22 protein-coding genes are annotated in these 22,847 nt (G+C 66.4%); 12 read left to right on the forward strand and 10 right to left on the reverse strand.

Annotated features, from left to right (window positions below; genetic code table 11):
• Positions 1-199: 199 nt before the first annotated feature.
• The 3 genes from LRS11_RS03790 (at position 200) to LRS11_RS03800 (ending at position 4,099) form a co-directional block, all read left to right on the forward strand.
• A complete protein-coding gene (locus LRS11_RS03790) occupies positions 200-1,396 on the forward strand; it encodes a class I SAM-dependent rRNA methyltransferase (RefSeq protein ID WP_260495584.1) in 1,197 nt (398 codons plus the stop codon).
• 236 nt (positions 1,397-1,632) lie between these two features.
• The gene (gene ilvD / locus LRS11_RS03795) at positions 1,633-3,480 is read left to right on the forward strand and encodes a dihydroxy-acid dehydratase (RefSeq protein WP_260495585.1); all 1,848 of its coding nucleotides are present in this window, start codon (positions 1,633-1,635) and stop codon (positions 3,478-3,480) included.
• Between the two features lie 163 nt (positions 3,481-3,643).
• Positions 3,644-4,099, forward strand: coding sequence for a metallophosphoesterase family protein (locus LRS11_RS03800; RefSeq protein ID WP_260495586.1), 456 nt, complete (start codon positions 3,644-3,646; stop codon positions 4,097-4,099).
• Here the strand turns inward: LRS11_RS03800 and LRS11_RS03805 are convergent, their stop codons facing one another.
• The 3 genes from LRS11_RS03805 to LRS11_RS03815 form a co-directional block, all read right to left on the reverse strand.
• Complete coding sequence (locus LRS11_RS03805) at positions 4,100-4,747, reverse strand: YitT family protein (RefSeq protein ID WP_260495587.1); 648 nt, start codon at positions 4,745-4,747, stop codon at positions 4,100-4,102. It abuts the gene before it with no gap.
• A gap of 86 nt (positions 4,748-4,833) precedes the next feature.
• Complete coding sequence (locus LRS11_RS03810; RefSeq protein WP_260495588.1) at positions 4,834-5,346, reverse strand: dihydrofolate reductase; 513 nt, start codon at positions 5,344-5,346, stop codon at positions 4,834-4,836.
• 43 nt (positions 5,347-5,389) lie between these two features.
• The gene (locus LRS11_RS03815; RefSeq protein ID WP_260495589.1) at positions 5,390-6,571 is read right to left on the reverse strand and encodes a sensor domain-containing diguanylate cyclase; all 1,182 of its coding nucleotides are present in this window, start codon (positions 6,569-6,571) and stop codon (positions 5,390-5,392) included.
• Positions 6,572-6,699: 128 nt separating this feature from the next.
• Between LRS11_RS03815 and LRS11_RS03820 the strand changes: the two genes are divergently transcribed.
• Complete coding sequence (locus LRS11_RS03820; RefSeq protein ID WP_260495590.1) at positions 6,700-8,085, forward strand: DUF2868 domain-containing protein; 1,386 nt, start codon at positions 6,700-6,702, stop codon at positions 8,083-8,085.
• A gap of 189 nt (positions 8,086-8,274) precedes the next feature.
• Positions 8,275-9,642: a GTPase/DUF3482 domain-containing protein gene (locus LRS11_RS03825; RefSeq protein WP_260495591.1), complete on the forward strand. Its 1,368-nt coding sequence runs from the start codon at positions 8,275-8,277 to the stop codon at positions 9,640-9,642.
• A 14-nt stretch (positions 9,643-9,656) separates the two neighbouring features.
• Here LRS11_RS03825 and LRS11_RS03830 read toward each other — a convergent pair whose 3' ends face one another.
• The 3 genes from LRS11_RS03830 to LRS11_RS03840 are packed head-to-tail and all read right to left on the reverse strand — an operon-like array spanning position 9,657 to position 12,044.
• On the reverse strand, positions 9,657-10,451 hold the full coding sequence (locus LRS11_RS03830; RefSeq protein ID WP_260495592.1) for a thymidylate synthase: 795 nt from the start codon (positions 10,449-10,451) through the stop codon (positions 9,657-9,659).
• Positions 10,448-11,251 (reverse strand): prolipoprotein diacylglyceryl transferase, encoded by an 804-nt coding sequence (gene lgt, locus LRS11_RS03835; RefSeq protein WP_260495593.1) that lies wholly within the window; start codon positions 11,249-11,251, stop codon positions 10,448-10,450. Before lgt ends, LRS11_RS03830 begins: the two co-directional genes overlap by 4 nt.
• Before the next feature lie 10 nt (positions 11,252-11,261).
• Positions 11,262-12,044 carry a sulfite exporter TauE/SafE family protein gene (locus tag LRS11_RS03840; RefSeq protein WP_260495594.1) on the reverse strand — a complete coding sequence of 261 codons (783 nt, stop codon included), beginning with the start codon at positions 12,042-12,044 and terminating at the stop codon, positions 11,262-11,264.
• 111 nt (positions 12,045-12,155) lie between these two features.
• Here LRS11_RS03840 and LRS11_RS03845 point away from each other — a divergent pair, with 111 nt between their 5' ends.
• A complete protein-coding gene (locus tag LRS11_RS03845) occupies positions 12,156-12,908 on the forward strand; it encodes an NRDE family protein (RefSeq protein ID WP_260495595.1) in 753 nt (250 codons plus the stop codon).
• Here the strand turns inward: LRS11_RS03845 and LRS11_RS22330 are convergent.
• Together LRS11_RS22330 and LRS11_RS03855 are read right to left on the reverse strand one after the other, a co-directional pair.
• Positions 12,905-14,443: a methyl-accepting chemotaxis protein gene (locus LRS11_RS22330; RefSeq protein WP_312026993.1), complete on the reverse strand. Its 1,539-nt coding sequence runs from the start codon at positions 14,441-14,443 to the stop codon at positions 12,905-12,907. The two genes, LRS11_RS03845 and LRS11_RS22330, sit on opposite strands and share 4 nt — an antisense overlap.
• A gap of 131 nt (positions 14,444-14,574) precedes the next feature.
• Entirely contained in the window at positions 14,575-15,156 is a 582-nt protein-coding gene (locus LRS11_RS03855) for a DUF6436 domain-containing protein (RefSeq protein WP_260495596.1), read from the reverse strand.
• Between the two features lie 100 nt (positions 15,157-15,256).
• Here LRS11_RS03855 and LRS11_RS03860 point away from each other — a divergent pair, with 100 nt between their 5' ends.
• Positions 15,257-16,213, forward strand: coding sequence for an alpha/beta hydrolase (locus tag LRS11_RS03860; protein WP_260495597.1), 957 nt, complete (start codon positions 15,257-15,259; stop codon positions 16,211-16,213).
• A gap of 86 nt (positions 16,214-16,299) precedes the next feature.
• On the opposite strand, the gene LRS11_RS03865 is transcribed toward LRS11_RS03860, so the two are convergent.
• A complete protein-coding gene (locus tag LRS11_RS03865) occupies positions 16,300-17,067 on the reverse strand; it encodes a hypothetical protein (protein WP_260495598.1) in 768 nt (255 codons plus the stop codon).
• A 351-nt stretch (positions 17,068-17,418) separates the two neighbouring features.
• On the opposite strand from LRS11_RS03865, the gene LRS11_RS03870 reads away from it, so the two are divergent.
• The 3 genes from LRS11_RS03870 to LRS11_RS03880 all read left to right on the forward strand — a co-directional run bounded on the left by LRS11_RS03870 (position 17,419) and on the right by LRS11_RS03880 (position 19,076).
• The gene (locus LRS11_RS03870; protein ID WP_260495599.1) at positions 17,419-18,027 is read left to right on the forward strand and encodes a 2OG-Fe(II) oxygenase; all 609 of its coding nucleotides are present in this window, start codon (positions 17,419-17,421) and stop codon (positions 18,025-18,027) included.
• Positions 18,028-18,075: 48 nt separating this feature from the next.
• Positions 18,076-18,573, forward strand: coding sequence for a DUF523 domain-containing protein (locus LRS11_RS03875; RefSeq protein ID WP_260495600.1), 498 nt, complete (start codon positions 18,076-18,078; stop codon positions 18,571-18,573).
• Between the two features lie 62 nt (positions 18,574-18,635).
• Positions 18,636-19,076 (forward strand): DUF4399 domain-containing protein, encoded by a 441-nt coding sequence (locus LRS11_RS03880; RefSeq protein ID WP_260495601.1) that lies wholly within the window; start codon positions 18,636-18,638, stop codon positions 19,074-19,076.
• A gap of 59 nt (positions 19,077-19,135) precedes the next feature.
• On the opposite strand, the gene serA is transcribed toward LRS11_RS03880, so the two are convergent.
• The gene (gene serA / locus LRS11_RS03885) at positions 19,136-20,365 is read right to left on the reverse strand and encodes a phosphoglycerate dehydrogenase (RefSeq protein WP_260495602.1); all 1,230 of its coding nucleotides are present in this window, start codon (positions 20,363-20,365) and stop codon (positions 19,136-19,138) included.
• Positions 20,366-20,552: 187 nt separating this feature from the next.
• On the opposite strand from serA, the gene LRS11_RS03890 reads away from it, so the two are divergent.
• Entirely contained in the window at positions 20,553-21,947 is a 1,395-nt protein-coding gene (locus LRS11_RS03890) for an FAD-binding oxidoreductase (protein WP_260495603.1), read from the forward strand.
• A gap of 150 nt (positions 21,948-22,097) precedes the next feature.
• Complete coding sequence (locus tag LRS11_RS03895) at positions 22,098-22,763, forward strand: fumarylacetoacetate hydrolase family protein (protein ID WP_260495604.1); 666 nt, start codon at positions 22,098-22,100, stop codon at positions 22,761-22,763.
• Positions 22,764-22,847 lie beyond the last annotated feature (84 nt).

The raw sequence follows: 22,847 nt of genomic DNA on the forward strand, positions 1-22,847 counted from the left end.
GCATTCCCGACTCCACAGCCAACTTTTGTAGGAGTTTTGCTGCCAGGCCGCAAACGGCTGGCGCCAGCGGGTTTTGCCCGAACGGGCGCCGACCAGTGGTCGCACATGCACTCTTTTTCATTGCCCGCGACTGCCATCGCTGCAGCCGCCAGGAACCCTCTGCGGCTATAATTCCGCTCTTTTTCGCGGAGTACCCCCGATGTCCCTGCCCAGCCTGCGCCTCAAAGCCAATGCCGATCGTCGCCTGCGCGCCGGCCATCTGTGGGTCTACAGCAACGAGATTGACGTCGCCGCCACCCCGCTGACCGGCTTCCAGGCCGGTGACCAGGCCATCCTCGAAGCCGCCGGCGGCAAGGCCCTGGGCATCGTCGCGATGAGCCCGAACAACCTGATCTGCGCCCGCCTGCTGTCGCGCGACGTCAAGCACATCCTCGACAAGTCGCTACTGGTGCACCGCCTCAACGTCTGCCTGTCGCTGCGCGATCGCCTGTTCGACCAGCCCTTCTACCGCCTGGTGTACGGCGACTCCGACCTGCTGCCGGGCCTGGTGGTCGACCGTTTCGGCGACTACCTGGTGGTGCAGCTGGCCTCCGCCACCATGGAACACCACAAGCACGACCTGATCGAAGCCCTGGTACAGGTACTCAAGCCGCGCGGCATCCTGTTCAAGAACGACTCCAAGGCGCGCGATGCCGAAGGCCTGCCGCGCTACGTCGACGCCGTATTCGGCCAGGTGCCGGAGTGGGTCGCCCTGGAAGAGAACGGCGTGAAGTTCGAAGCCCCGGTGATTGCCGGACAGAAGACCGGCTGGTTCTACGACCACCGCATGAACCGCGCGCGCCTAGCGCCCTACGTCAAGGGCAAGCGCGTGCTCGACCTGTTCAGCTACATCGGTGGCTGGGGCGTGCAGGCGGCGGCGTTCGGCGCCAGCGAAGTGTTCTGCGTGGACGCCTCGGCCTTCGCCCTCGACGGCGTCGAGCGCAATGCCGCGCTGAACGGCGTGGCCGAGAAGCTCACCTGTGTCGAAGGTGACGTGTTCGAGGCGCTCAAGGAACTGAAAGCCGCCGAAGAGCGCTTCGACGTGGTCATCTGCGACCCGCCCGCCTTCATCAAGCGCAAGAAAGACATCAAGAACGGCGAGGCCGCCTACCGCCGCCTCAACGAAACTGCCATGCGCCTGCTCGGCAAGGACGGCATCCTGGTCAGCGCCAGCTGCTCCATGCACCTGGAAGAGGACCACCTGCAAAACATCCTGCTGACCAGCGCCCGCCACCTGGACCGCAATATCCAGCTGCTCGAACGCGGCAGCCAGGGCCCGGATCACCCGGTACACCCGGCCATCGCCGAAACCCGCTACATCAAGAGCCTGACCTGCCGCCTGCTGCCCAACAGCTGATCGCGACACGCCCCACTACCCGCCCGACCGTCAGCCTTTCCCCGGCAGGCACGGGCGGCGTAGAATCGGTTCATCTCTCGCCAACCATCCCCGGCGGGCCAGTGAGCCCAGGCCCTGCAAGCGGCGACCCCGCTTCGCCAGACGGCCCCTCCGAACGCACGGCCACCTGCCGTTTGCATCCGGTTCAGCGCACGCTCACCCTACGAAGATAACCCTGACCAGCCCCAGGAACCGTCATGCCTGACTATCGCTCGAAGACCTCCACCCACGGCCGCAACATGGCCGGCGCCCGCGCCCTGTGGCGCGCCACCGGGATGAAGGACGAAGACTTCAAGAAACCGATCATCGCCATCGCCAACTCCTTCACCCAGTTCGTGCCCGGCCACGTGCACCTGAAGGACCTCGGCCAACTGGTCGCCCGCGAGATCGAGAAGGCCGGCGGCGTGGCTAAAGAGTTCAACACCATCGCGGTCGACGATGGCATCGCCATGGGTCACGACGGCATGCTCTATTCGCTGCCGAGCCGCGAGATCATCGCCGACGCCGTGGAATACATGGTCAACGCCCACTGCGCCGACGCCATCGTCTGCATCTCCAACTGCGACAAGATCACCCCCGGCATGCTGATGGCGGCCCTGCGCCTGAACATCCCGGTGATCTTCGTCTCCGGCGGGCCGATGGAAGCCGGCAAGACCAAGCTGGCCAGCCACGGCCTGGACCTGGTCGATGCCATGGTCATCGCCGCCGACTCCACTGCCTCCGACGAGAAGGTCGCCGAGTACGAGCGCAGCGCCTGCCCGACCTGCGGCAGCTGCTCCGGCATGTTCACCGCCAACTCGATGAACTGCCTGACCGAAGCCCTGGGCCTGGCCCTGCCGGGCAACGGTTCGACCCTGGCCACCCACAGCGACCGCGAGCAGCTGTTCCTGCAGGCCGGCCGCACCATCGTCGAGCTGTGCAAGCGCTACTACGGCGACAACGACGAGTCGGTACTGCCGCGCAACATCGCCAACTTCAAGGCGTTCGAGAACGCCATGATGCTGGACATCGCCATGGGCGGCTCGACCAACACCATCCTGCACCTGCTGGCCGCCGCCCAGGAGGCCGAGATCGATTTCGACCTGCGCGATATCGACCGCCTGTCCCGCGTCGTACCGCAGCTGTGCAAGGTGGCGCCGAACATCCAGAAGTACCACATGGAAGACGTACACCGCGCTGGCGGCATCTTCTCCATCCTCGGCTCGCTGGCCCGTGGCGGCCTGCTGCACACCGACCTGCCGACCGTGCACAGCAAATCCATGGCCGAAGCCATCGCTAAATGGGACATCACCCAGACCGACGATGAAGCCGTGCACCACTTCTTCAAAGCAGGCCCGGCAGGCATCCCGACGCAGACCGCGTTCAGCCAGTCGACCCGTTGGGACACCCTGGATGACGACCGTGAAAACGGCTGCATCCGCAGCTTCGAGCACGCCTATTCGAAAGAAGGCGGCCTGGCCGTGCTGTACGGCAACATCGCCCTCGACGGCTGCGTGGTAAAAACCGCCGGCGTGGATGAATCCATCCATGTATTCGAAGGCAGCGCGAAGATCTACGAGAGCCAGGACAGCGCCGTGCGCGGCATCCTCGCCGACGAAGTGAAGGAAGGCGATATCGTCATCATCCGCTACGAAGGCCCGAAAGGCGGCCCGGGCATGCAGGAAATGCTCTACCCGACTTCCTACCTGAAATCCAAGGGCCTGGGCAAAGCCTGCGCCCTGCTCACCGACGGCCGCTTCTCCGGCGGCACCTCGGGCCTGTCGATCGGCCACGCCTCGCCGGAAGCAGCAGCTGGTGGCGCCATCGGTCTGGTGCGCGAAGGCGACAAGATCCTGATCAACATCCACGAGCGCACCATCAACCTGCTGGTCAGCGACGAGGAAATCTCCCATCGCCGCCACGAGCAGGACAAGAAGGGCTGGAAGCCGGTGGAACAGCGTCCGCGCAAAGTCACCACCGCACTCAAGGCCTACGCCCTGCTCGCCACCAGCGCCGACAAGGGCGCGGTGCGCGACAAGGCGCTGCTGGAAAAGCTGGTGCAGTAAGCCGCGTCCGGCACGACGAAAAAGCCCGGCAACCGCCGGGCTTTTTCTTTGCTACACCCTGTTCTTGGCTAACCACTGTAGGAGCCAGCTTGCTGGCGATCGCTTTGTACCGGGCACGGATCGCCAGCCAAGCTGGCTCCTACAAGAACACGCAGGAACCTCTATGAAGATCGGCCTGATCTCCGACACCCACGGCCTGCTGCGCCCCGAGGCCCTGGCGGCTTTGCAGGGCTGCGAGCAGCTGATCCATGCCGGCGATATCGGCAAGCCGGAGATTCTCGAGGCCCTGCGCGAACTGGCGCCGCTGACCGTGGTGCGCGGCAACAACGATAAGGACGATGCCTGGGCCGCCGCCATTCCCGGCAGCGCCGTGCTGCGCAGCGCTGGTGTGGGCATCTACGTCAGCCATGAGCTGGCCGATGTGCCGGAGCCATTGCCCGCCGATATCCAGGTGGTGGTCACCGGACACTCGCACAAGCCGCTGATCGCGGAGCGCGACGGCGTGCTCTATATCAATCCGGGCAGTGCCGGGCCACGGCGCTTCAAGCTGCCGATCAGCGTCGGCCTGCTGCATCTCGACGCTGGCGCGGTGCGCGGCGAGCTGATCGAACTGGGCTGATCAGCTCACGCCCATATAGCGGTCGGCGCGGTGATTGATCGCCAGCACCATGTTCAGCGCCACCGCGCCAAGCACCGAGAGGGCGACCTTGTCCGGCGCCACGACGAAGATCGAGGCCAGTACGATGGCCGCATCGACGCCCATCTGCACCGCGCCGGCGCGCAGGCCGAAGCGTTCCTGGAGGAACAGCGCGAGGATGTTCACCCCGCCCAGGCTGGCGCGGTGGCGAAACAGCATCAGCAGGCCCAGGCCCATGGCGAAACCACCGAAGACGGCGGCGTAGAGCTGGTTCAGCTCGGCGAACACCACCCAGCGCGGCGTCAGCTCGGCGAGCAGCGACACCAGCGCCACGGCGCAGGCGGTGCGCAGGGTGAACTGCCAGCCCATGCGCCACAGCGCCAGGGCATAGAACGGCAGGTTGAGCAGGAAGAACACCAGGCCGAACGGCCAGCCGGCCAGGTACTTGAGCAGAAAGGCCAGGCCCACCGTGCCGCCGGTGAGCAGCCCGGCATGGCTGTAGAAAGCGATGCCCAGGGCGACCATGGCGGTGCCGAACAGCAGCGCCAGGGCATCTTCCCAGAGCGGATGGCGGACGAAGATCTCGGCGACCTGTTCGGTGTCCGCGTGATCCGGAATGTGCTCAGTCATGGGGTAACCTCGGCGCCCAGCGTACCGGCACCAGCATAGGACGGCGCCCCCGCTGGGGGGCGACGCAAATCAGTAAACGGGTGGAGTCAGCGGCGCTGCCAGGTCTCGAAGCAGTGCGCCGGCGCCGGCTCGACGGCCGCCTGCGGCTCGCGCTCGATGCAGTCCCAGGCAGCTTCGTCGTAGGACGGGAACCAGGCATCGCCGTCCGGCTGCAGCGCCACGCGGGTCAGGTACAGGCGCTCGGCCTGCGCCAGGCCCTGTTCGTAGAGCTGCGCGCCGCCAATCAGCATGAGTTCGTCGACACCTTGTTCGCGCGCCCACTGATCGGCGCGGACAATGGCAGCGTCCAGCGACGCGAAGACTTCTGCACCTTCCAGCACCAGCCCGGCTTGGCGGCTGACCACCAGGTTGAGCCGGCCGGGCAGCGGGCGACCCAGCGAGTCCCAGGTCTTGCGGCCCATGATGATCGGCTTGCCAAGGGTCTTGGCCTTGAAGTGTTTGAGGTCCGCCGGCAGGTGCCAGGGCAGTTGGTTGTCGCGGCCGATCACGCGGTTGTCGGCGAGGGCGGCGATCAGGCAAAGGGGCAGGGTCGTTTTCATCCGCGCAGGATAACGGCTCGCCCGGCCCGAATGAAGCGCCGCCTCACGCCGGACCACCCGGCCGCTTGCTTACCAGCCGGTTGCGCCCCTGTTCCTTGGCCAGGTACAGCGCCACATCGGCCAGGCGCAGGGCATCTTCCAGGCTCTGGTGCGGTTGCGGCAGCAGATAGGCCAGGCCGATGCTGATGGTCACCACCCCTGCCGCCTCCGACTGCGCATGGGGCAGGCCCAGCGCCTCGATCTCGCTGCGGATACCTTCGAGGATCGACATGACCTGCGTTTCCTCGATGCCGTACCAGAGGCCGACGAACTCCTCGCCGCCGTAGCGCGCCGTCATCTCCAGCGGGCGCCGCGCCTGCTGGCCGATCACCTGGGCCACCGCACGCAACGCCTCGTCGCCAGCGGCGTGGCCATAGTGATCGTTGTAACGTTTGAAGTAGTCGACATCCATCATCACCAGGGCCAGCGACTGCCGCTCACGCTGGGCCTGGCGCCAGCTGCGTTCGGCCCGCTCGCTGAAGGCGCGGCGATTGAGCAGGCCGGTGAGGAAATCCTTCTCCGCCAGGTCCTGCAGCAGGCCCTGGGCGAGGAAGTTCTGCCGGCTGGCGTATTCGAGGAAGTAGCAGCCGAAGCAGCCGATCAGGTTGGCGCTGGCGAGAAATACCACGTTGTACAGCAGCTGCTCGGCGGGCAGGCCGCTAAGCACCTCCACCAGCAGATAGGCGCAGAAGGTCAGCCAGCCGCATAGCGCGGCGGTGACGAAACGCAACCCAGTAAGGAAGTAGAAGAACACCGTGACCAGGATGATGCCCTCGTAGGGCAGCGGGAAGTCATGGGCGCGAGCGATCCAGATGATCCCGGCCACACCCAGTCCGCCGGCCAGCGCCGCAACGGCGCCGATCATCTGCAGATAGGGACGCAAGTGCCGCTGGTAGGTGGCCAACCAGGCAAGCAGCAGCGTCGGCACAATCACGCCGAGGCGTATGGCCAGGGTCCGGTTGCGCACGCTCTCGGGCAGGCTGACGGCATCTACCACCACGAACAGCAGCATCATCAGCATTGCCACCAGCAGCGACCCGCGCATGCGCACCAGAAACGCGGTGATGTGGTAGCGGCCGAAGGCCTGCTCCAACTCATCGTCAAAACTGAGCAAGCGGAAACCGGCGCGGTGCTGGCGCAGGTAGGGAGAATCCTGGTTGACCAAGTCCAGGTTGGGCAACTTCATGGGCGCATGCTCTTCTAGTTCTTTTGCCCTCAGCCTAGTCTGCCCGCCGCGCATGCCACAAGCCCGGCTTGCCCAGCTGTGGCGCGCAGGGGTTATCCTTCAGTTTCGACTCGTCAACGGAATGCTGCGTGACACACACCCCACTCAAGCGCCTGCAACGCCTCTGGCTGTGCGAAACCCTGCGCCTGCGCGAAGAGCATGCCGGCCCGCTGGAGGACGGCGAAGCCAACCGCCTGGCCCGCCAGAGCGGCAGCGACCTGGCCAGCCGCATCGAGGCCCGCGCGCTGTTCCTCGCCCAGCGTGACGGTCAGTTGCAGGCCCAGCAGCACTGGCTGCAAGGCGCGCGTCTGGCCCTCGGCCTGCTGCTGGTACTGGCCTTGCTCAGCGGGGCCGGCCTGGCCCTGGCCGCACTGGGCGATGGCAGCCGCCCGGTGAATGTGTTCTGGGCTCTGGGCAGCCTGCTCGGCCTGCACCTGCTTCTGCTGCTCGGCTGGGCCCTCGGCCTGCTGCTGGCCGGCGACCACAGCGCCGGCCTCGGCCGCCTGTGGCTGTGGCTCAGCGAAAAACTGGCGCGCGATGCCAGCGCCGCCCAGCTCGGCCCGGCCCTGGTGTTGCTGCTGCAACGCCGCCGGCTCAACCGCTGGCTGCTCGGCCTGCTGGTACACGGCCTGTGGCTGGTGGCGCTGCTCAGTGCCGGGCTGATGCTGCTGATCCTGCTCAGCACCCGCCGCTATGGCTTCGTCTGGGAAACCACCCTGCTCGGCAGCGATACCTTCGTCGCCCTGACCCAGCTTCTCGGCAGCCTGCCCGCGCTGCTCGGTTTCCCCGTGCCGGATGCCGAAACCATCCGTGCCAGTGGCGACAACGCCCTGACCAGTGAAGCCGCGCGGCATGCCTGGGCCGGCTGGCTGCTCGGCGTGCTGCTGGTGTTTGGCATTCTGCCGCGCGCGGTGCTCCTGCTGCTGTGCCTGTGGCGTTGGCAACACGGCAGCGCGCGCCTCGCGCTCGACCTCAACCTACCCGGCTACCGCCTGCTCGGCGAACGCCTGCAACCGACCAGCGAACGCCTCGGCGTGCTGGATGCCGCGCCAGCGCAGCTGACTGAGGCCCACGCTGGCAGCACGCGCCTGGACAGCAGCGGCGCTGTGCTGGTGGCCATCGAGCTGGACCCGCAACGCCCCTGGCCGCCGGCCCTGCCCAAGAGCCTCGCCGATGCCGGCGTGCTGGACAGCCGCGAGCAGCGCCAGCAGCTGCTCGACCAGCTCGGCCGCTTCCCGCCGGCACGCCTGGCCATCGCCCTCGACCCGCGCCGCTCGCCGGACCGCGGCACCCTGGCGCTGCTCGGCGAGCTGGCACGCACGGCCGCCGCCACGCGCATCTGGCTGCTGCAGCCGCCTCCTGGCGAAGCCCTCGACAGCCAGCGCCTGGGTGACTGGCATAGCGCGCTGCAGCGCCTGAACTTGCCGTTTGCCGACAGCGCACCGCTGGCCTGGCTGGAGAGCGGCCATGACTGATCCCGTAGCCCGGATGCAATCCGGGAAGCAGGCAGCTCCGCCCCGGATTGCATCCGGGCTACGGCCTGACGGCCCCCTCTCCCCAACCCTCTCCCATAAATGGGCGAGGGGGCAGTCCATGCAGGCTGCGACAGGCTCGAGTCACCCCTCTCCCGTTTACGGGAGAGGGGCCGGGGGAGAGGGCCGTACATGACCAAGCCACTCAAACTGGCCGTGGTCGGCCACACCAATGTCGGCAAGACCTCGCTGCTGCGCACCCTGACCCGCGACGTCGGCTTCGGCGAGGTCTCCCATCGCCCCAGCACCACCCGCCATGTCGAAGGTGCGCGCCTGTCGGTGGCCGGCGAAGCGCTGCTGGAGCTGTACGACACCCCCGGACTGGAAGACGCCATCGCCCTGCTCGACTACCTGGAACGCCTGCAGCGCCCCGGTGAGCGCCTGGATGGCCCGGCACGGCTGACGCGCTTTCTCGACAGCAGCGAGGCGCGCCAGCGCTTCGAGCAGGAGGCCAAGGTGCTGCGCCAGCTGCTGGCCTGCGATGCCGGGCTGTACGTGATCGACGTTCGCGAGCCGGTGCTGGCCAAGTACAAGGACGAGCTGGCCGTATTGGCCGGCGCCGGCAAGCCGCTGCTACCGGTGCTCAACTTCAGCGCCAGCACCCAGCAGCGCGAGCCGCAGTGGCGCGAAGCGCTGGCCCGCCTCGGCCTGCATGCGCTGGTGTGTTTCGACACGGTGGCACCGCCGCTGGATGGCGAACAGCGCCTGTACGAGAGCCTGGCCCTGCTGCTGGAACGCTCGCGCCCGCAACTGCAGCGGCTGATCGACGACCATGCGGCGCAAGCCGCCGCCCGCCACCAGGCTGGCGCGCGGCTGATCGCTGAACTGCTGCTGGATTGCGCCGCCTGCCGGCGCAGCGTGGCCCATCAGACGACTATCGAGCAGGGCGAGATCGGCGCCCTGCACCAGGCCATCCGCCAGCGCGAGCAGGCCTGCGTCGACGCGCTGCTGCGCCTGTATGCCTTCCGCACCGAGGATGCCCGTGCCGGCGACCTGCCGTTGCTGGACGGGCGCTGGGGCGACGACCTGTTCAACCCGGAGACCCTGCGCCAGCTCGGCGTGAATATTGGTGGCGGCATGGCCGCCGGTGCAGCCGCCGGCGCCGGCATCGACCTGCTGGTCGGCGGCCTTACCCTCGGCGCCGCGGCGCTGCTTGGCGCACTGGCCGGCGGCGGCCTGCAGACCGCGCGCAACTATGGCAAACGCCTGCTCGGCAAACTCAAGGGCCAGCGCGAACTGACGGTGGATGACGGCGTGCTGCGCCTGCTCGCCCTGCGCCAGCGCCAGCTGCTGGCCGCTCTGGATGCCCGCGGCCATGCGGCAACCACGGCGATCCAGCTGGCCCCGCCGCAGGACAAGAGCTGGCGCGAAGGCCAGTTGCCCGAGGCCCTGCGCAAGGCCCGCGCGCATCCCGAATGGTCGTCGCTGAATCCCGGCGCGCGCCTGGAGCAGGCCGAACGCCAGGCGCAGGTCACGCAGCTGGCGGCAGAGCTGACGTAGCCCGTCGCGACGCCTTAAACGGCGACTGGCGCAGCGATATGTGGGTGGGCCTGGTAGTTCTGCAGCTCGAAGTCCTCGAACTTGAAGGCGAAGATATCCTTCACCGCCGGGTTGAGCTTCATCACCGGCAACGGCAGCGGCTCGCGGCTCAGCTGCAGGTCGGTCTGCTCGATGTGGTTGGCATACAGGTGGCAGTCGCCGCCGGTCCAGACGAAGTCGCCAGGCTGCAGGTCGCAGACCTGGGCGATCATCATCGTCAGCAGGGCGTAGCTGGCGATATTGAATGGCACGCCGAGGAAGATATCCGCCGAGCGCTGGTACAGCTGGCAGCTCAGCTTGCCGTCGGCCACATAGAACTGGAACAGCGCGTGGCACGGCGGCAGGGCCATCTGCTCGACCAGCGCCGGGTTCCAGGCCGAGACGATCAGGCGGCGCGAGTCCGGGTTCGTCTTGATCATCTCGATCAGCTTGCTGATCTGGTCGATCGACTCACCATTCGGCGCCGGCCAGCTGCGCCACTGGTAGCCATAGACCGGGCCGAGGTCGCCGTTCTCGTCGGCCCACTCGTCCCAGATGCGCACGCCGTTGTCCTTCAGGTACTGGATGTTGGTGTCGCCCTGGAGGAACCACAGCAGCTCGTGAATGATCGATTTCAGGTGGCACTTCTTGGTGGTCACCAGCGGGAAGCCATCGGCCAGGTTGAAGCGCATCTGGTGGGCGAAGAGGCTGTAGGTGCCGGTGCCGGTGCGGTCACTCTTGAAGGTGCCGGTCTCGCGCACCAGGCGCATCAGGTCGAGGTACTGTTTCATTGCGCGGCTCCCAGGGCGGCTTGGCGCTTGTAGGCGTAGGCGATCAGACCGAGGCCGCCGAGGATCATCGGCAGGCAGAGGATCTGGCCCATGGTCAGCCAGCCACCGGCCAGGTAGCCGAGCTGGACATCCGGCACGCGGACGAACTCGACGATAAAGCGGAAGATGCCGTAGCACACGGCGAACATACCGGACACGGCCATGGTCGGGCGCGGCTTGCGCGAGTAGAACCAGAGGATGGCGAACAGCGCGAGGCCTTCGAGGGCGAACTGGTACAGCTGCGAAGGGTGACGCGCCAGCTGCTGCGGGTCGGTGGGGAAGACCATCGCCCAGGGCAGGTCGGTGGCCTTGCCCCACAGCTCGGCGTTGATGAAGTTGCCGATGCGCCCGGCACCCAGGCCGATCGGCACCAGCGGGGCGATGAAGTCCATCAGCTGGAAGAAGCTTTTGTCATTGCGCCGGCCGAACCACCAGGTGGCCAGCATCACGCCGAGCAGGCCGCCGTGGAAGGACATGCCACCCTCCCACACGCGGAGGATCTTCAGCGGCTCGGCGATATAGGCGGCGAAGTCGTAGAACAGCACATAGCCCAGGCGCCCGCCGAGGATCACACCCATGGCCACCCAGAACACTAGGTCGGAGAGTTTCTCCTTGCTCCAGCTCGCGTCGAAACCGGCCAGCCGGCGCGAGGCCAGCAGCCAGGCGCCACCGATGCCTATCAGGTACATCAGGCCGTACCAGTGGATCTTGATCAGGCCCAGGTCGAGGGCAACCGGGTCTATCTGCGGGTAAGGCAGCATTCAAAACTCCTTAGATCAGGAAATTCACGCCCACGCATAACAGCAGCAGGGCGAACAGACGCTTGAGCAGGCGCGGCGACAGTTTATGCGCCAGGCGCGCGCCGAAGCGGGCGAAAAACATGCTGGTGATGGCGATACCGGCCATGGCCGGCAGGTAGACGAAACCCAGGCTCCACTGTGGCAAGCCCGGCTCGCTCCAGCCGATCAGCATGAAGCTCAACGCACTGGCCGCCGCAATGGGCAGACCGCAGGCCGACGAGGTGGCCACCGCCTGCTGCATCGGCACGCTGCGCCAGGTGAGGAACGGCACGGTCAGCGAACCGCCGCCGATGCCGAAAATCGCCGAAGCCCAGCCGATCACCCCGCCGGCAGCCGTCAATCCAGCCTTGCCTGGGACCGTGCGACTGGCCTTGGGTTTCAACTCCAGGCCCATCTGGATAGCGATGACGATGGCGAATACGCCGATGATCTTCTGCAGCAGCGGGCCCTGGATGGCCGCTGCGGTCAGCGCGCCAAAGCCAGCACCGAGGAGGATGCCGAGGGTCATCCAGGTGAACACCGGCCACAGCACTGCGCCCTTGCGCTGGTGCTCCAGCACCGAATTGATCGAAGTGAAGATGATGGTAGCCAGCGAGGTGCCGACGGCCAGGTGGGTCAGCACGCTCGGGTCGATGCCCTGAGCGGTGAAACTGAATACCAGCACCGGCACGATGATGATGCCGCCACCGACGCCGAACAGCCCGGCCAGCACGCCGGCCGCCGCGCCCAGCAGCATATAGAGCAGGAATTCCATCAATACCCCCGAAAACCAAGCGGCATGGTAACGGATGCGCCCCGCCCCCTCCAGCCGAGGCGATGGATGCCCGCCGCTACACTGATAGACTCCGGGCACAAGGAGAAGCCCATGTGCCTGATCGTTTTCGCCTGGCGCCCCGGCCACGCCCAGCCACTGGTGCTGGCGGCCAACCGCGACGAATTCTACAACCGTGCGAGCCTGGCCCTCGGCGAGTGGCCAGATGCGCCCGGCCTGTACGCCGGGCGCGACCTGCAGGCCGGTGGCACCTGGCTGGGGGTGAGCGCCGATGGTCGCTTCGCCGCCCTGACCAATATCCGCGACCCGCGCCAGGCCAAGGGCCCGCGCTCGCGCGGGGAGCTGCCGGTGGACTTCCTGCGCGGCACGCTGGACGCCGAGCACTACCTGGCCGAGCTGAGCGAGCGCCTGGAGCAGTACAGCGGCTTCAACCTGCTACTGGGCAACCGCGACGCGCTGTACTACTTCAACTCCGAGGAAGGCCAGACGCGGCGTCTGCAAGCCGGCCTCTACGGCCTGTCCAATGCCGAGCTGGATACGCCCTGGCCAAAGGTCGTGCGTGCCAGCGCCGGCCTCGCCGGCTGCCTGGATGATCCGCAACCGCAGCGCCTGCTGGAATTGCTCAGCGATCCACGCCAGCCGCCGCGGGTGCTGCTGCCGGATACGGGTATTGGCGTGGACTGGGAGCTGCTGCTGTCGAGCATCTTTATCGTCGGCCCCGGCTACGGCACCTGTGCCAGCAGCGCGCTGCTACTCAACGCCGACGGCAGTCTGCGCCTGGTGGAGCGGCGCTTCGATAGCGCCGGCCAGGCCTGCGGCGATGCCGAGGTATGCCTACCGGCCTAGGCCGGCTGCAATCCCCAGCTGCCCTGGTAGCGCTCAGCCGACGGCGCCTCGCCGCGTGGCCCGGCACGACTGACGCTGAACTCGCCGCACAGGGCGCCGAGATTGCTCGCCAGGCTTTCCAGCAGCTGGCTGTCTTCCGCCACTTCGGCAGCACCAAGGGCAGTGCTGCCGGCAATCGCCCGCGCGCTATCGATCAGCCGCGCCACCTCGTCGACAGCCGCCAGCTGTTCGCGGGTGGACAGGCCGATCGACTTGATCGCCTCGATCGAGCAATGCACCCGATCCAGCAGCCGCACCGTCTGTTCGGTGTGCTCGACGCAGCGGGCCACCTCCTGATGGCTGTGCTGCATGGCCGCCACCGAACGCTCGGCCCCCGCCTGCAGCGACTCGATCATGCCCTGGATCTCACCAGTGGCTTGCTGGGTACGTTGAGCCAGCTGGCGCACCTCATCGGCCACCACGGCAAAGCCGCGCCCATGCTCACCGGCACGCGCCGCCTCGATGGCCGCGTTCAGCGCGAGCAGGTTGGTCTGCTCGGCGACCGCACGGATCACTTCCAGCACCCGGCCGATCTGCTGGGTATCGGCGGCCAGGGCGAGAATCACCGCGCCGCTGCTTTCCATGTCCTGGGCCAGGGCACGGATGCCGGCCTGGGTCTCGGCAATTGCCTTGACCCCCGCGCAGGCATCGCCGTCGGCCTGGCGCGCCGTGGCCGCCGCGTCCTCGGCTCCGGCCGAGACACGCCCCACAGCCACGGACAACTGCTCGATGGCCCCGCCCATCTGCTGCGACACCGTGAGCAGGGTCTCCGCCCCCTGGCTCAGCTGCGCGGTGGAATGGCTCAGGTGGCTGCTGGTGCCATGCAGCTCATCGCCGGCTGTCACCACCCGGCTGACCAAGCGATCGAGCAGCTCGAGAAAGCGGTTGAAGCGCTGCGCCAGGGGATCGGCCGAGGCGCTGCGGTAAGCCAGGTCGATGGCCTGACCATCGCGCAGCAGGTGTACCGAGGTGCGCTGCAGATCCTCGCCGGCCGCGGCCTGGCGCGCCCCGTGCAGTGCCAGCACCAGCAGCACCAAGGTCTCGGCCACCACGTAGGCGGCATGAATGAAGATCACCGGCCAGCCGCTATCCGCCGCCACCAGGCGAATCAGCTCGCCCTGCTGCTGGGCCACGAAGAAACCCAGGTGGTGGGCGGCGATCACCGCGGCGGCCAGGAGTATCGGCAGCCAATCCCGGTAATAGAGCAGGAAGGCGAGCAGGACGAAGATGCCGAAGTGCATTTCGATCAGGCCATGGCTCTGCTGGATGTGCAGCGCCGACAGCACCATGAAGGCCACGCCCATCAGGCAGCGGTACAGGCGCGAGCCGCCGACCAGGAAGTACAGCACGCTCATGCTCAGCAACGTGCCGCCAGCGACGATCAGGGCCATGACCCAGGTCGCATGCCAGAAGGCCAGGCCGAACGCATACAGGGTCAGGCCCGCCAGTACGGCGAGCATCAGGCGATCGGCCTGCTGATAGAAACTGGTGTGCATGGCATCCCTCCCGTGTAGACATCCCTATGACGGCAAAATAGTGGCCATCAGAGTAGTAGCAGCTGCAGGGTGGCTCGCCAGGAATCTGGTCCGTCAGTCAGCGCCGATCGTCGGACAAATTGGCCGAACGACTAGCGCTCCGTCTCGGGCGGCCAGTCGCAGAAACAGCCCACCGCCAGGTTGCTGTCGGCGCGCACCGGACGACCGGCGCTGAGGGCCTCGAGGATCGGTTCGATAAAGCTGTTGCTCGAGGTGCATTGCGCCCCTTCGCTGTAGGGACCGAAATAGGCCAGCCGGCCCTGCTGGTCCCAGATCGCCACCGCCGGGCTGGCCGGCAACTGCTCGCTGCCAGCCAGGGCCGCGAGCGACTGCAAGGCGCGCAGGTCCTCCGGCAGCTGACCCTGGCTGCCGGCCTTCTGCAGCACATAGAACTGCACCCCGCGCGGCACATAGGTCTGCAGCAGCTCGGCGAGGTGCTGCTGGTTGCCGACATTGCACGGGCAGGCCGGGCCCCAGAAATGCACCACGCGGATCGCCCCGGGCCCGGCCAGTTCGGCCGGCAGACGCAGGGCCGCGCCGGAGAACAGCTCGGTGCGCTCATCGAACGGGCGGATATAACGCGCCTCGAACCACCAGAACGCGGCCAGCATGGCGCCCAGCCAGACGATGGCGAGCAGGCTGGCAAGCAGGACTTTCAGGCGTGAGGCAGGCATGGGCGAACTTCGCAGGTGGGGCGCATAGCTTGCCACGCCACGCCGTACAGCTGAATATCAACGACCACCCCGCCGAACGCGCACAGAATCGATGACCAGCATGCCAAGCCCCACCTCAGAGCACTTCCAGGCCGAACGCCTGCGCAGCCACCTGCGACCCTTGGCCGCAGCATCGCAGCCGCTGAGTGCCGAGGAACAGGCCTACCAGCGTTATTACGGTCTCGACCTGGCCAGTAGCCGTACGGGGGTGCGCAGCCAGCTGGGTTGTTTCGAACTGGACGGCCTGCGTATCGTCACCCAGCTCTGGCTGCCCGCCGAGCCACAGGCCACGCTGGTGCTGCTGCACGGCTACTACGACCACATGGGTCTGTACCGGCATGTGATCGACTGGGCGCTGAGCCTGAACCTCGCCGTACTGGCATGCGACCTGCCCGGGCACGGGCTGTCCGCCGGGCCACGCGCCAGCATCGACGACTTCGCCACCTACCAGCACACCCTGCTTGGTCTGCTCGACCAGGCCGCCAGCCTCGACCTGCCGCAACCCTGGCACCTCTGCGGGCAAAGCACCGGCGGCGGCATCCTGCTCGACTACCTGCTCAACGGCACACCGCAACCACAACCCGGCGCCACCATCCTGCTGGCGCCACTGGTGCGGCCGCGCGCCTGGGGTCTGTCCAAGCTCAGCTACCACCTGCTCAGCCCGTTCAAGTCGGCCATTCCGCGACGTTTCTCGGACAATTCCAGCGACAGCGACTTCCTGCACTTCGTCGAGCACCGCGACCCGCTGCAGCCACGCACTCTGCCGACGGCCTGGGTCGGCGCCCTGGCCAAGTGGATTCCGCGCATCGAGTCGGCACCGCGCAGCACCCAGCGCCCGCTGATCGTGCAGGGCGAGAGCGACATGACGGTGGACTGGCAACACAACCTGGACGTGCTGCAGGACAAATTCGACCAGCCGGAGATCCTGCGCCTGTCGGGCGCGCGGCATCACCTGGTCAACGAAAGCGAAGCGCTGCGCCGGCAGTACTTCGCTTTTCTCGGCGAAAGGCTGCGCTAAAGATCCGATACTTGTAGGAGCCAGCTTGCTGGCGATTCCTGGCGTGAAGCGCATCGCCAGCAAGCTGGCTCCTACAAAAAATGCGTTCAGATGCCCTGCTGCGCCGGCTGCAGTTCAGCACCACTCTGCCCTACCGCCAACCCGGCCCGCAGGGCAGCCAGGGCCGCCTGGTAATAGGCCTGGCCTTCTGCGGACTGGGCGAAACCGACGAACTCATCCAGCTCCGGATCGGACAGCTCGCGGTAGACATGCAGCAGGGTGTTATCCAGATCGGCGCCGATCTGCTGCATCAGCTGTTCACGCTGGCTGCTGACCAGCGCCTCGGCCTGGCCGCCACCGAACAGGCCGGGCAGCATCTGGCTGAGGCTGTCGGCCGCCACGCCGGCCAGGGCCAGGCTGACTTCGGCACCGGCCTCCTTGGCCGGCAGGGCCTGGGCCAGGTGACGGATCAGCAGGCGACGGGTGGCGCTGGCCTCGCTGGGCGGCAGGCCGTTGGCGTGGGCGGCCAGTTGGTCGCGGCGGGTGGCCAGGGTCTCGGCGGCGATCACCTTGCGCCCCAGCGGCGATTCGAAGAACTGCAACGCCGGCTGCGGATTGGCCAGCTGCATGCGCAGGGCGGCCTGGGCGCGCTGATCCATGGCCTGTGGTTCGAAGCGCCGATTGCTGTTGTCGACCAGCGCCTGGTACACCGCCGGCGGCAGGGTATCGCGGTAACGTAGTTGCGCCGCCGCCAGGGCATCACTGAAATGCGCGCGCTGCTCCGGCCAGCCACCAGCCTGGTACAGGCGGGCATGCTCATCGGCAAGGGAAGTCAGGCTGCACAGCAGCAATACGAAGGCGAACACGACACGCATGGGGGGCTCCTAGTAGGGTCTGTTGACGTTTTGCCGCGGGACGCGTTGCTGCGCTAAATGGCGCCAGGCAAGGCGCGGGACGCAGGCAATGGTTATTCCCTTGCCAAGTCCCGCAACGCCGCATGGCGCCATTTGACGCGCAACCCGAAGGGACGGGCCGGTTTTTGCGCGGCGCGTCGTTACTCGTCGCTCATTTGGAATAACCAAACCTCACTCCTCGCGCCTAGCCCCGCGCAAAAACCGGCTCCGTCGCGGCCGTGGCAAAACGCCAACAGACCCTAAGCGCCGTCATTTTCCGGGGTGACGGCAAGCTTGTCGAGGCGCGACAGCAGCGCTGATAGAATCGCCGGCATGCCTACCGACCTCGATGTACAGCTGCTGCCCTCGATCATTGACGACCTCGCCCGCCAGGGTTGGTCGCGGCAGACCGCCGTCCTGCCAAACTCTCTGACCCGCGAACTGGCCGATGAGTGCCGTAGCCGTGGACAAAACGGCGCACTGAACCCGGCGGGCGTCGGCCGCGGTAGCGCCCTGGCGGTGCGCGAGGGCATCCGCGGTGACCAGATCCAGTGGCTGGAAGCCGGCCAGCAGCCGGCCTGTGATCGCTACTTGGCAGCCATGGACGAGCTGCGCCAGGCGCTCAACCAGGCCTTCTTCCTCGGTCTGGCCGACTACGAGAGCCACTTCGCCCTGTACCCGCCGGGCGCCTTCTACCAGAAGCATCTGGATCGTTTCCACGACGACGACCGCCGCACCCTGTCGGCGGTGTTCTACCTGAATGACGACTGGCAGCCCGAGCAGGGCGGCGCCCTGCGCATCTATCCGGCGGACGGTACCGCGCTCGACCTGCTGCCCGAGGCCGGCAGCCTGGTGCTGTTCATGTCTGCCGAGCTGCCCCACGAAGTCCTGCCCGCCAGCCGTGAGCGCCTGTCGCTGACCGGCTGGTTCCGCCGCCGATAAACATCCTCCCGGATTGCATCCGGGCTACGGGAGCCAGAGGAGGTGCCTGTGGAAAAACTGCTGGTCAGCCGCTGCCTGCTCGGCCACAAGGTGCGCTACGACGGTGGCGCCCACGGCCCGTTCGACCTGCTGCAGCGCTGGCAGGAGGAAGGCCGCATCGTCGCCCTGTGCCCGGAAGTGGCCGGCGGCCTGCCGACTCCGCGACCGCCGGCAGAGATCCCCGGAGGCCAGGGCGCCCAGGTGCTCGACGGCAGCCAACCGGTGCTGACCAACCTGGGCGAAGACGTTACTGCAGCCTTCGTCGCCGGCGCCGAGATCGCCCTGCAGCTGGTCCGCCAGCATGGCCTGCGGGTCGCCGTGCTTAAGGCGCGCAGCCCGTCCTGTGGCAACACGCACAACTACGACGGCAGCTTCAGCGGCACGCTGGTCGACGGCGAAGGCGTCACCGCCGCCCTGCTGCGCCGCGCCGGGGTCAGGGTGTTCAATGAAAGCCAACTGGCCGAGGCGGCTGCCGAGCTGACACGCCTGGAGCGGCACGACGGCTGACCGGGCAGAACCCGCCGCATCGCCTAAGGTCAGTGCTGGACACCCGCAAAAGGAGCATCCGCATGAATCCTTCCCTGCGCACCCTGGGCCTTGCCGCCCTGCTTTGCGCCAGCCCCCTGCCGACCCTGAGCGCAGCAGAAGCGCCGCAACTGCCAGCGCCCGATGGCGCCCAGGTGTACTTCATCGAGCCGGCCGATGGCGCTACCGTCGGCCAGACCTTCACCGTCAAGTTCGGCCTCAAGGGCATGGGCGTGGCCCCGGCCGGCGTCGACTTCCCGGCCACCGGCCATCACCACCTGCTGGTGGATGTCAGCAGCATGCCTCTACTGGACAGCGCACTGCCGATGAGCGAGCAGATCCGCCACTTCGGCAAGGGTCAGACCGAGACCGAGCTCACCTTACCGCCCGGCCAGCACAGCCTGCGCCTGCTGTTTGCCGACAAGAACCACGTACCCTTCGATCCGCCGGTGATATCCGAGCCGATCAGCATTACCGTGGAGTAAGCGGACGGAAACGAAAAAAGGGAGGCCGAAGCCTCCCTTTTTCTTGCAACGCACGACGCTTAGAAGAGCACGCGGCTGCGGATGGTGCCGGTGACGTGCTGCAGCTTTTCCAGGGCCAGGTCGGAGTAGTCGGCGTCGACGTCGATCACCACGTAGCCGACCTTCTCGTTGGTCTGCAGGAACTGGCCGGAGATGTTGATGCCGTTGTCGGCGAACACCTTGTTGATTTCGCTCATCACGCCCGGCACGTTCTCGTGGATGTGCAGCAGGCGATGCTTGCCAGGGTGAGCCGGCAAGGCCACTTCCGGGAAGTTGACGGACGAAACCGAAGTACCGTTGTCGCTGTACTTGACCAGCTTCTCGGCCACTTCCAGACCAATGTTGGCCTGCGCTTCGGCAGTCGAACCACCGATGTGCGGGGTGAGGATCACGCGATCCAGGCCACGCAGCGGGCTTTCGAACTCTTCGTCGTTGGACTTCGGCTCGACCGGGAATACGTCGATGGCGGCGCCGATCAGGTGCTCGTCCTTGATCGCCTCAGCCAGCGCTTCCAGCACCACCACGGTGCCACGGGCGGCGTTGATCAGGATGCCGCCCTTCTTCATGGCGCGGATTTCCTTCTCGCCGATCATCCACTGAGTGGAAGCCAGCTCCGGCACATGCAGGGAAACGATGTCGGCCATGCCCAGCAGCTCGTGCAGGTTGCCGACCTGAGTGGCGTTGCCCAGCGGCAGCTTGGTCACGGTGTCATAGAAGAACACCTGCATGCCGAGTGCTTCGGCGAGTACCGAGAGCTGGGTGCCGATCGAGCCGTAACCGACGATACCCAGCTTCTTGCCGCGGATTTCGAAGGAGTTGGCCGCCGACTTGATCCAGCCACCACGGTGGCAGGAGGCGTTCTTCTCGGGGATGCCGCGCAGCAGCAGGATGGCCTGGGCCAGCACCAGCTCGGCGACCGAGCGGGTGTTGGAGAACGGTGCGTTGAATACGGCAATGCCGCGCTCGCGGGCCGCGTTCAGGTCGACCTGGTTGGTGCCGATGCAGAAGCAACCGACGGCGACCAGGCGCTTGGCGCAGTCGAACACCTCGGCGGTCAGCTGGGTGCGCGAGCGGATGCCGATGAAGTGGGCGTCGGCGATCTTTTCTTTCAGCTCGTCGTCGGACAACGCGCCTTTGAGGTACTCGATGTTGCTGTAGCCGGCGGCCTTCAGGGTGTCGACGGCATTCTGGTGCACGCCTTCCAGCAGAAGGAACTTGATCTTGCTCTTGTCGAGAGAGGTCTTGCTCATCGGAGTACCTGTTGTCCCACGAATAGTGTCAGGAGAAGCGTCAGCAGCGTTGCTGACCGGGCCCGCAGATCGGCGCGGGGGCACGATTCACGGGGGGCGTATGCTAGCATACGAGCCCCGCGAAACACCCACCCCTGGCCGATGAAGCGTGCTCAGGGTGACCATGAATTGTTTGAGAGTTCCCCAGATGACCAATCCTGCCCTGATTGAAGCGCTGAAGACCCTGGTCGAGCCCGGCAAGGTGCTTACCGACGCCGACTCCCTCAATGCCTACGGCAAGGACTGGACCAAACATTTCGCCCCGGCACCCAGCGCCATCGTGTTCCCCAAGACCACCGAGCAGGTGCAGGCCATCGTCCGCTGGGCCAACGAGCACAAGGTCGCCCTGGTCCCGTCGGGCGGCCGCACCGGCCTGTCCGCTGCCGCCGTAGCGGCCAATGGCGAAGTGGTAGTGGCCTTCGACTACATGAACCAGATCGTCGATTTCAACGAATTCGACCGCACCGTGGTCTGCCAGCCGGGCGTGGTGACCAAGCAACTGCAGCTGTTCGCCGAGGACAAGGGCCTGTACTACCCGGTGGACTTCGCCTCCGCCGGTTCCAGCCAACTTGGCGGCAATATCGGCACCAATGCCGGCGGGATCAAGGTCATTCGCTACGGCATGACCCGCAACTGGGTGGCCGGCCTGAAAGTCGTCACCGGCACCGGCGAACTGCTCGAGCTGAACCGCGACCTGATCAAGAACGCCACCGGCTACGACATGCGCCAGCTGTTTATCGGCGCCGAGGGTACGCTCGGATTTGTCGTCGAAGCCACCATGCGCCTGGAACGCGCGCCGAAGAACCTCACCGCGATGGTCCTCGGCACCCCGGACTTCGACTCGATCATGCCGGTGCTGCACGCCTTCCAGAACAAGCTCGACCTGACCGCCTTCGAATTCTTCTCGGACAAGGCCCTGGCCAAGATCATGGCCCGCGGTGACGTGCCGCCGGCGTTCGACACCGATTGCCCGTTCTATGCCCTGCTGGAATTCGAAGCCAGCACCGAGGAAGTCGCCGAGCAGGCCCTGGCCACCTTCGAGCATTGCGTCGAGCAGGGTTGGGTGCTGGACGGCGTGATGAGCCAGAGCGAGCAGCAGCTGCAGAACCTGTGGAAGCTGCGCGAGTACATCTCCGAGACCATCAGCCACTGGACGCCGTACAAGAACGACATCTCGGTCACCGTCGGCAAAGTCCCGGCCTTCCTCCACGATATCGACCGTATCGTCGGGGAAAACTACCCGGACTTCGAAGTGATCTGGTTCGGCCATATCGGCGACGGCAACCTGCACCTGAACATCCTCAAGCCGGAGAGCCTGTCCAAGGACGAGTTCTTCGCCAAGTGCGCCATCGTCAACAAGTGGGTATTCGAGACCGTGCAGAAGTACAACGGCTCGATCAGCGCCGAACACGGCGTCGGCATGACCAAGCGCGACTACCTGCACTACAGCCGTTCGGAAGCCGAGATCGGCTACATGAAGGCGATCAAGGCGGTGTTTGATCCGAACGGGATCATGAACCCCGGCAAAATCTTCCCCGTCTGAAGCTACTGCGGGCTACGCGCGCCATGCTGCGTTGGCGAAGCCGGGAAAAATGCTCATTGGCACTAGCCAACTCCGCTTTTTCCCGACTCCGCCGCCTTGCCTGACCTTCGCTCGTGACGCTTCATAAGCATTTGATTCGGAGAAAAGCGGATGAGCTACCAGCACCAGTACACCGATGGCACGCCGATCCACTTCCCGCTGGGCAAGGTGGTCTGCGTCGGGCGCAACTACGCCGAGCATGCTGCCGAGCTGAACAACCCGATCCCGAGCGAGCCGCTGCTGTTCATCAAGCCGGGCAGCTGCACGGTGGCGCTGAACGACAGCTTCGCCATTCCGCAGGATCGCGGCGTGGTGCACTACGAGGCGGAAATCGCCGTGCTGATCGGCAAGCCGCTGTCGAAGAAACCCTCGGTAGAAGAAGTGCGCGACGCCATTTCCGGCTTCGCCCCGGCACTGGACCTGACCCTGCGCGACGTGCAGGCCAAGCTCAAGGAAAAGGGCCTGCCGTGGGAGCTGGCCAAGTCCTTCGACGGCGCCTATGTGCTGGCGCCGTTCGTTGCCGGTGACGCCTACCCGGATCTAGCCGATATCGGCATCCGCCTGTCGATCAATGGCGAGCTGCGCCAGGACGGCAACAGCAGCGCCATGCTCAACCCGATCATCGGCCTGATCCAGCACATCGCCGGGCATTTCAGCCTGCAGCCGGGTGACGTGATCTCCACTGGCACCCCCGCCGGCGTCGGCCCGTTGGCCAGCGGCAACCAGCTGGAAATAGCCCTGGGTGGGCACGCCGCCTTCAGTACGCGGGTACTCTGAAACCACGCACCGGTCTTGCCGGTGCAGCCAGGTGTAGGCGTACTGGCACGACTTTCACCTGCGCTTCACAGAACTTTCATCGCC

The organism is Pseudomonas sp. J452 (genome assembly GCF_024666525.1).
In the GTDB taxonomy this organism is placed as follows: Bacteria; Pseudomonadota; Gammaproteobacteria; order Pseudomonadales; family Pseudomonadaceae; genus Aquipseudomonas.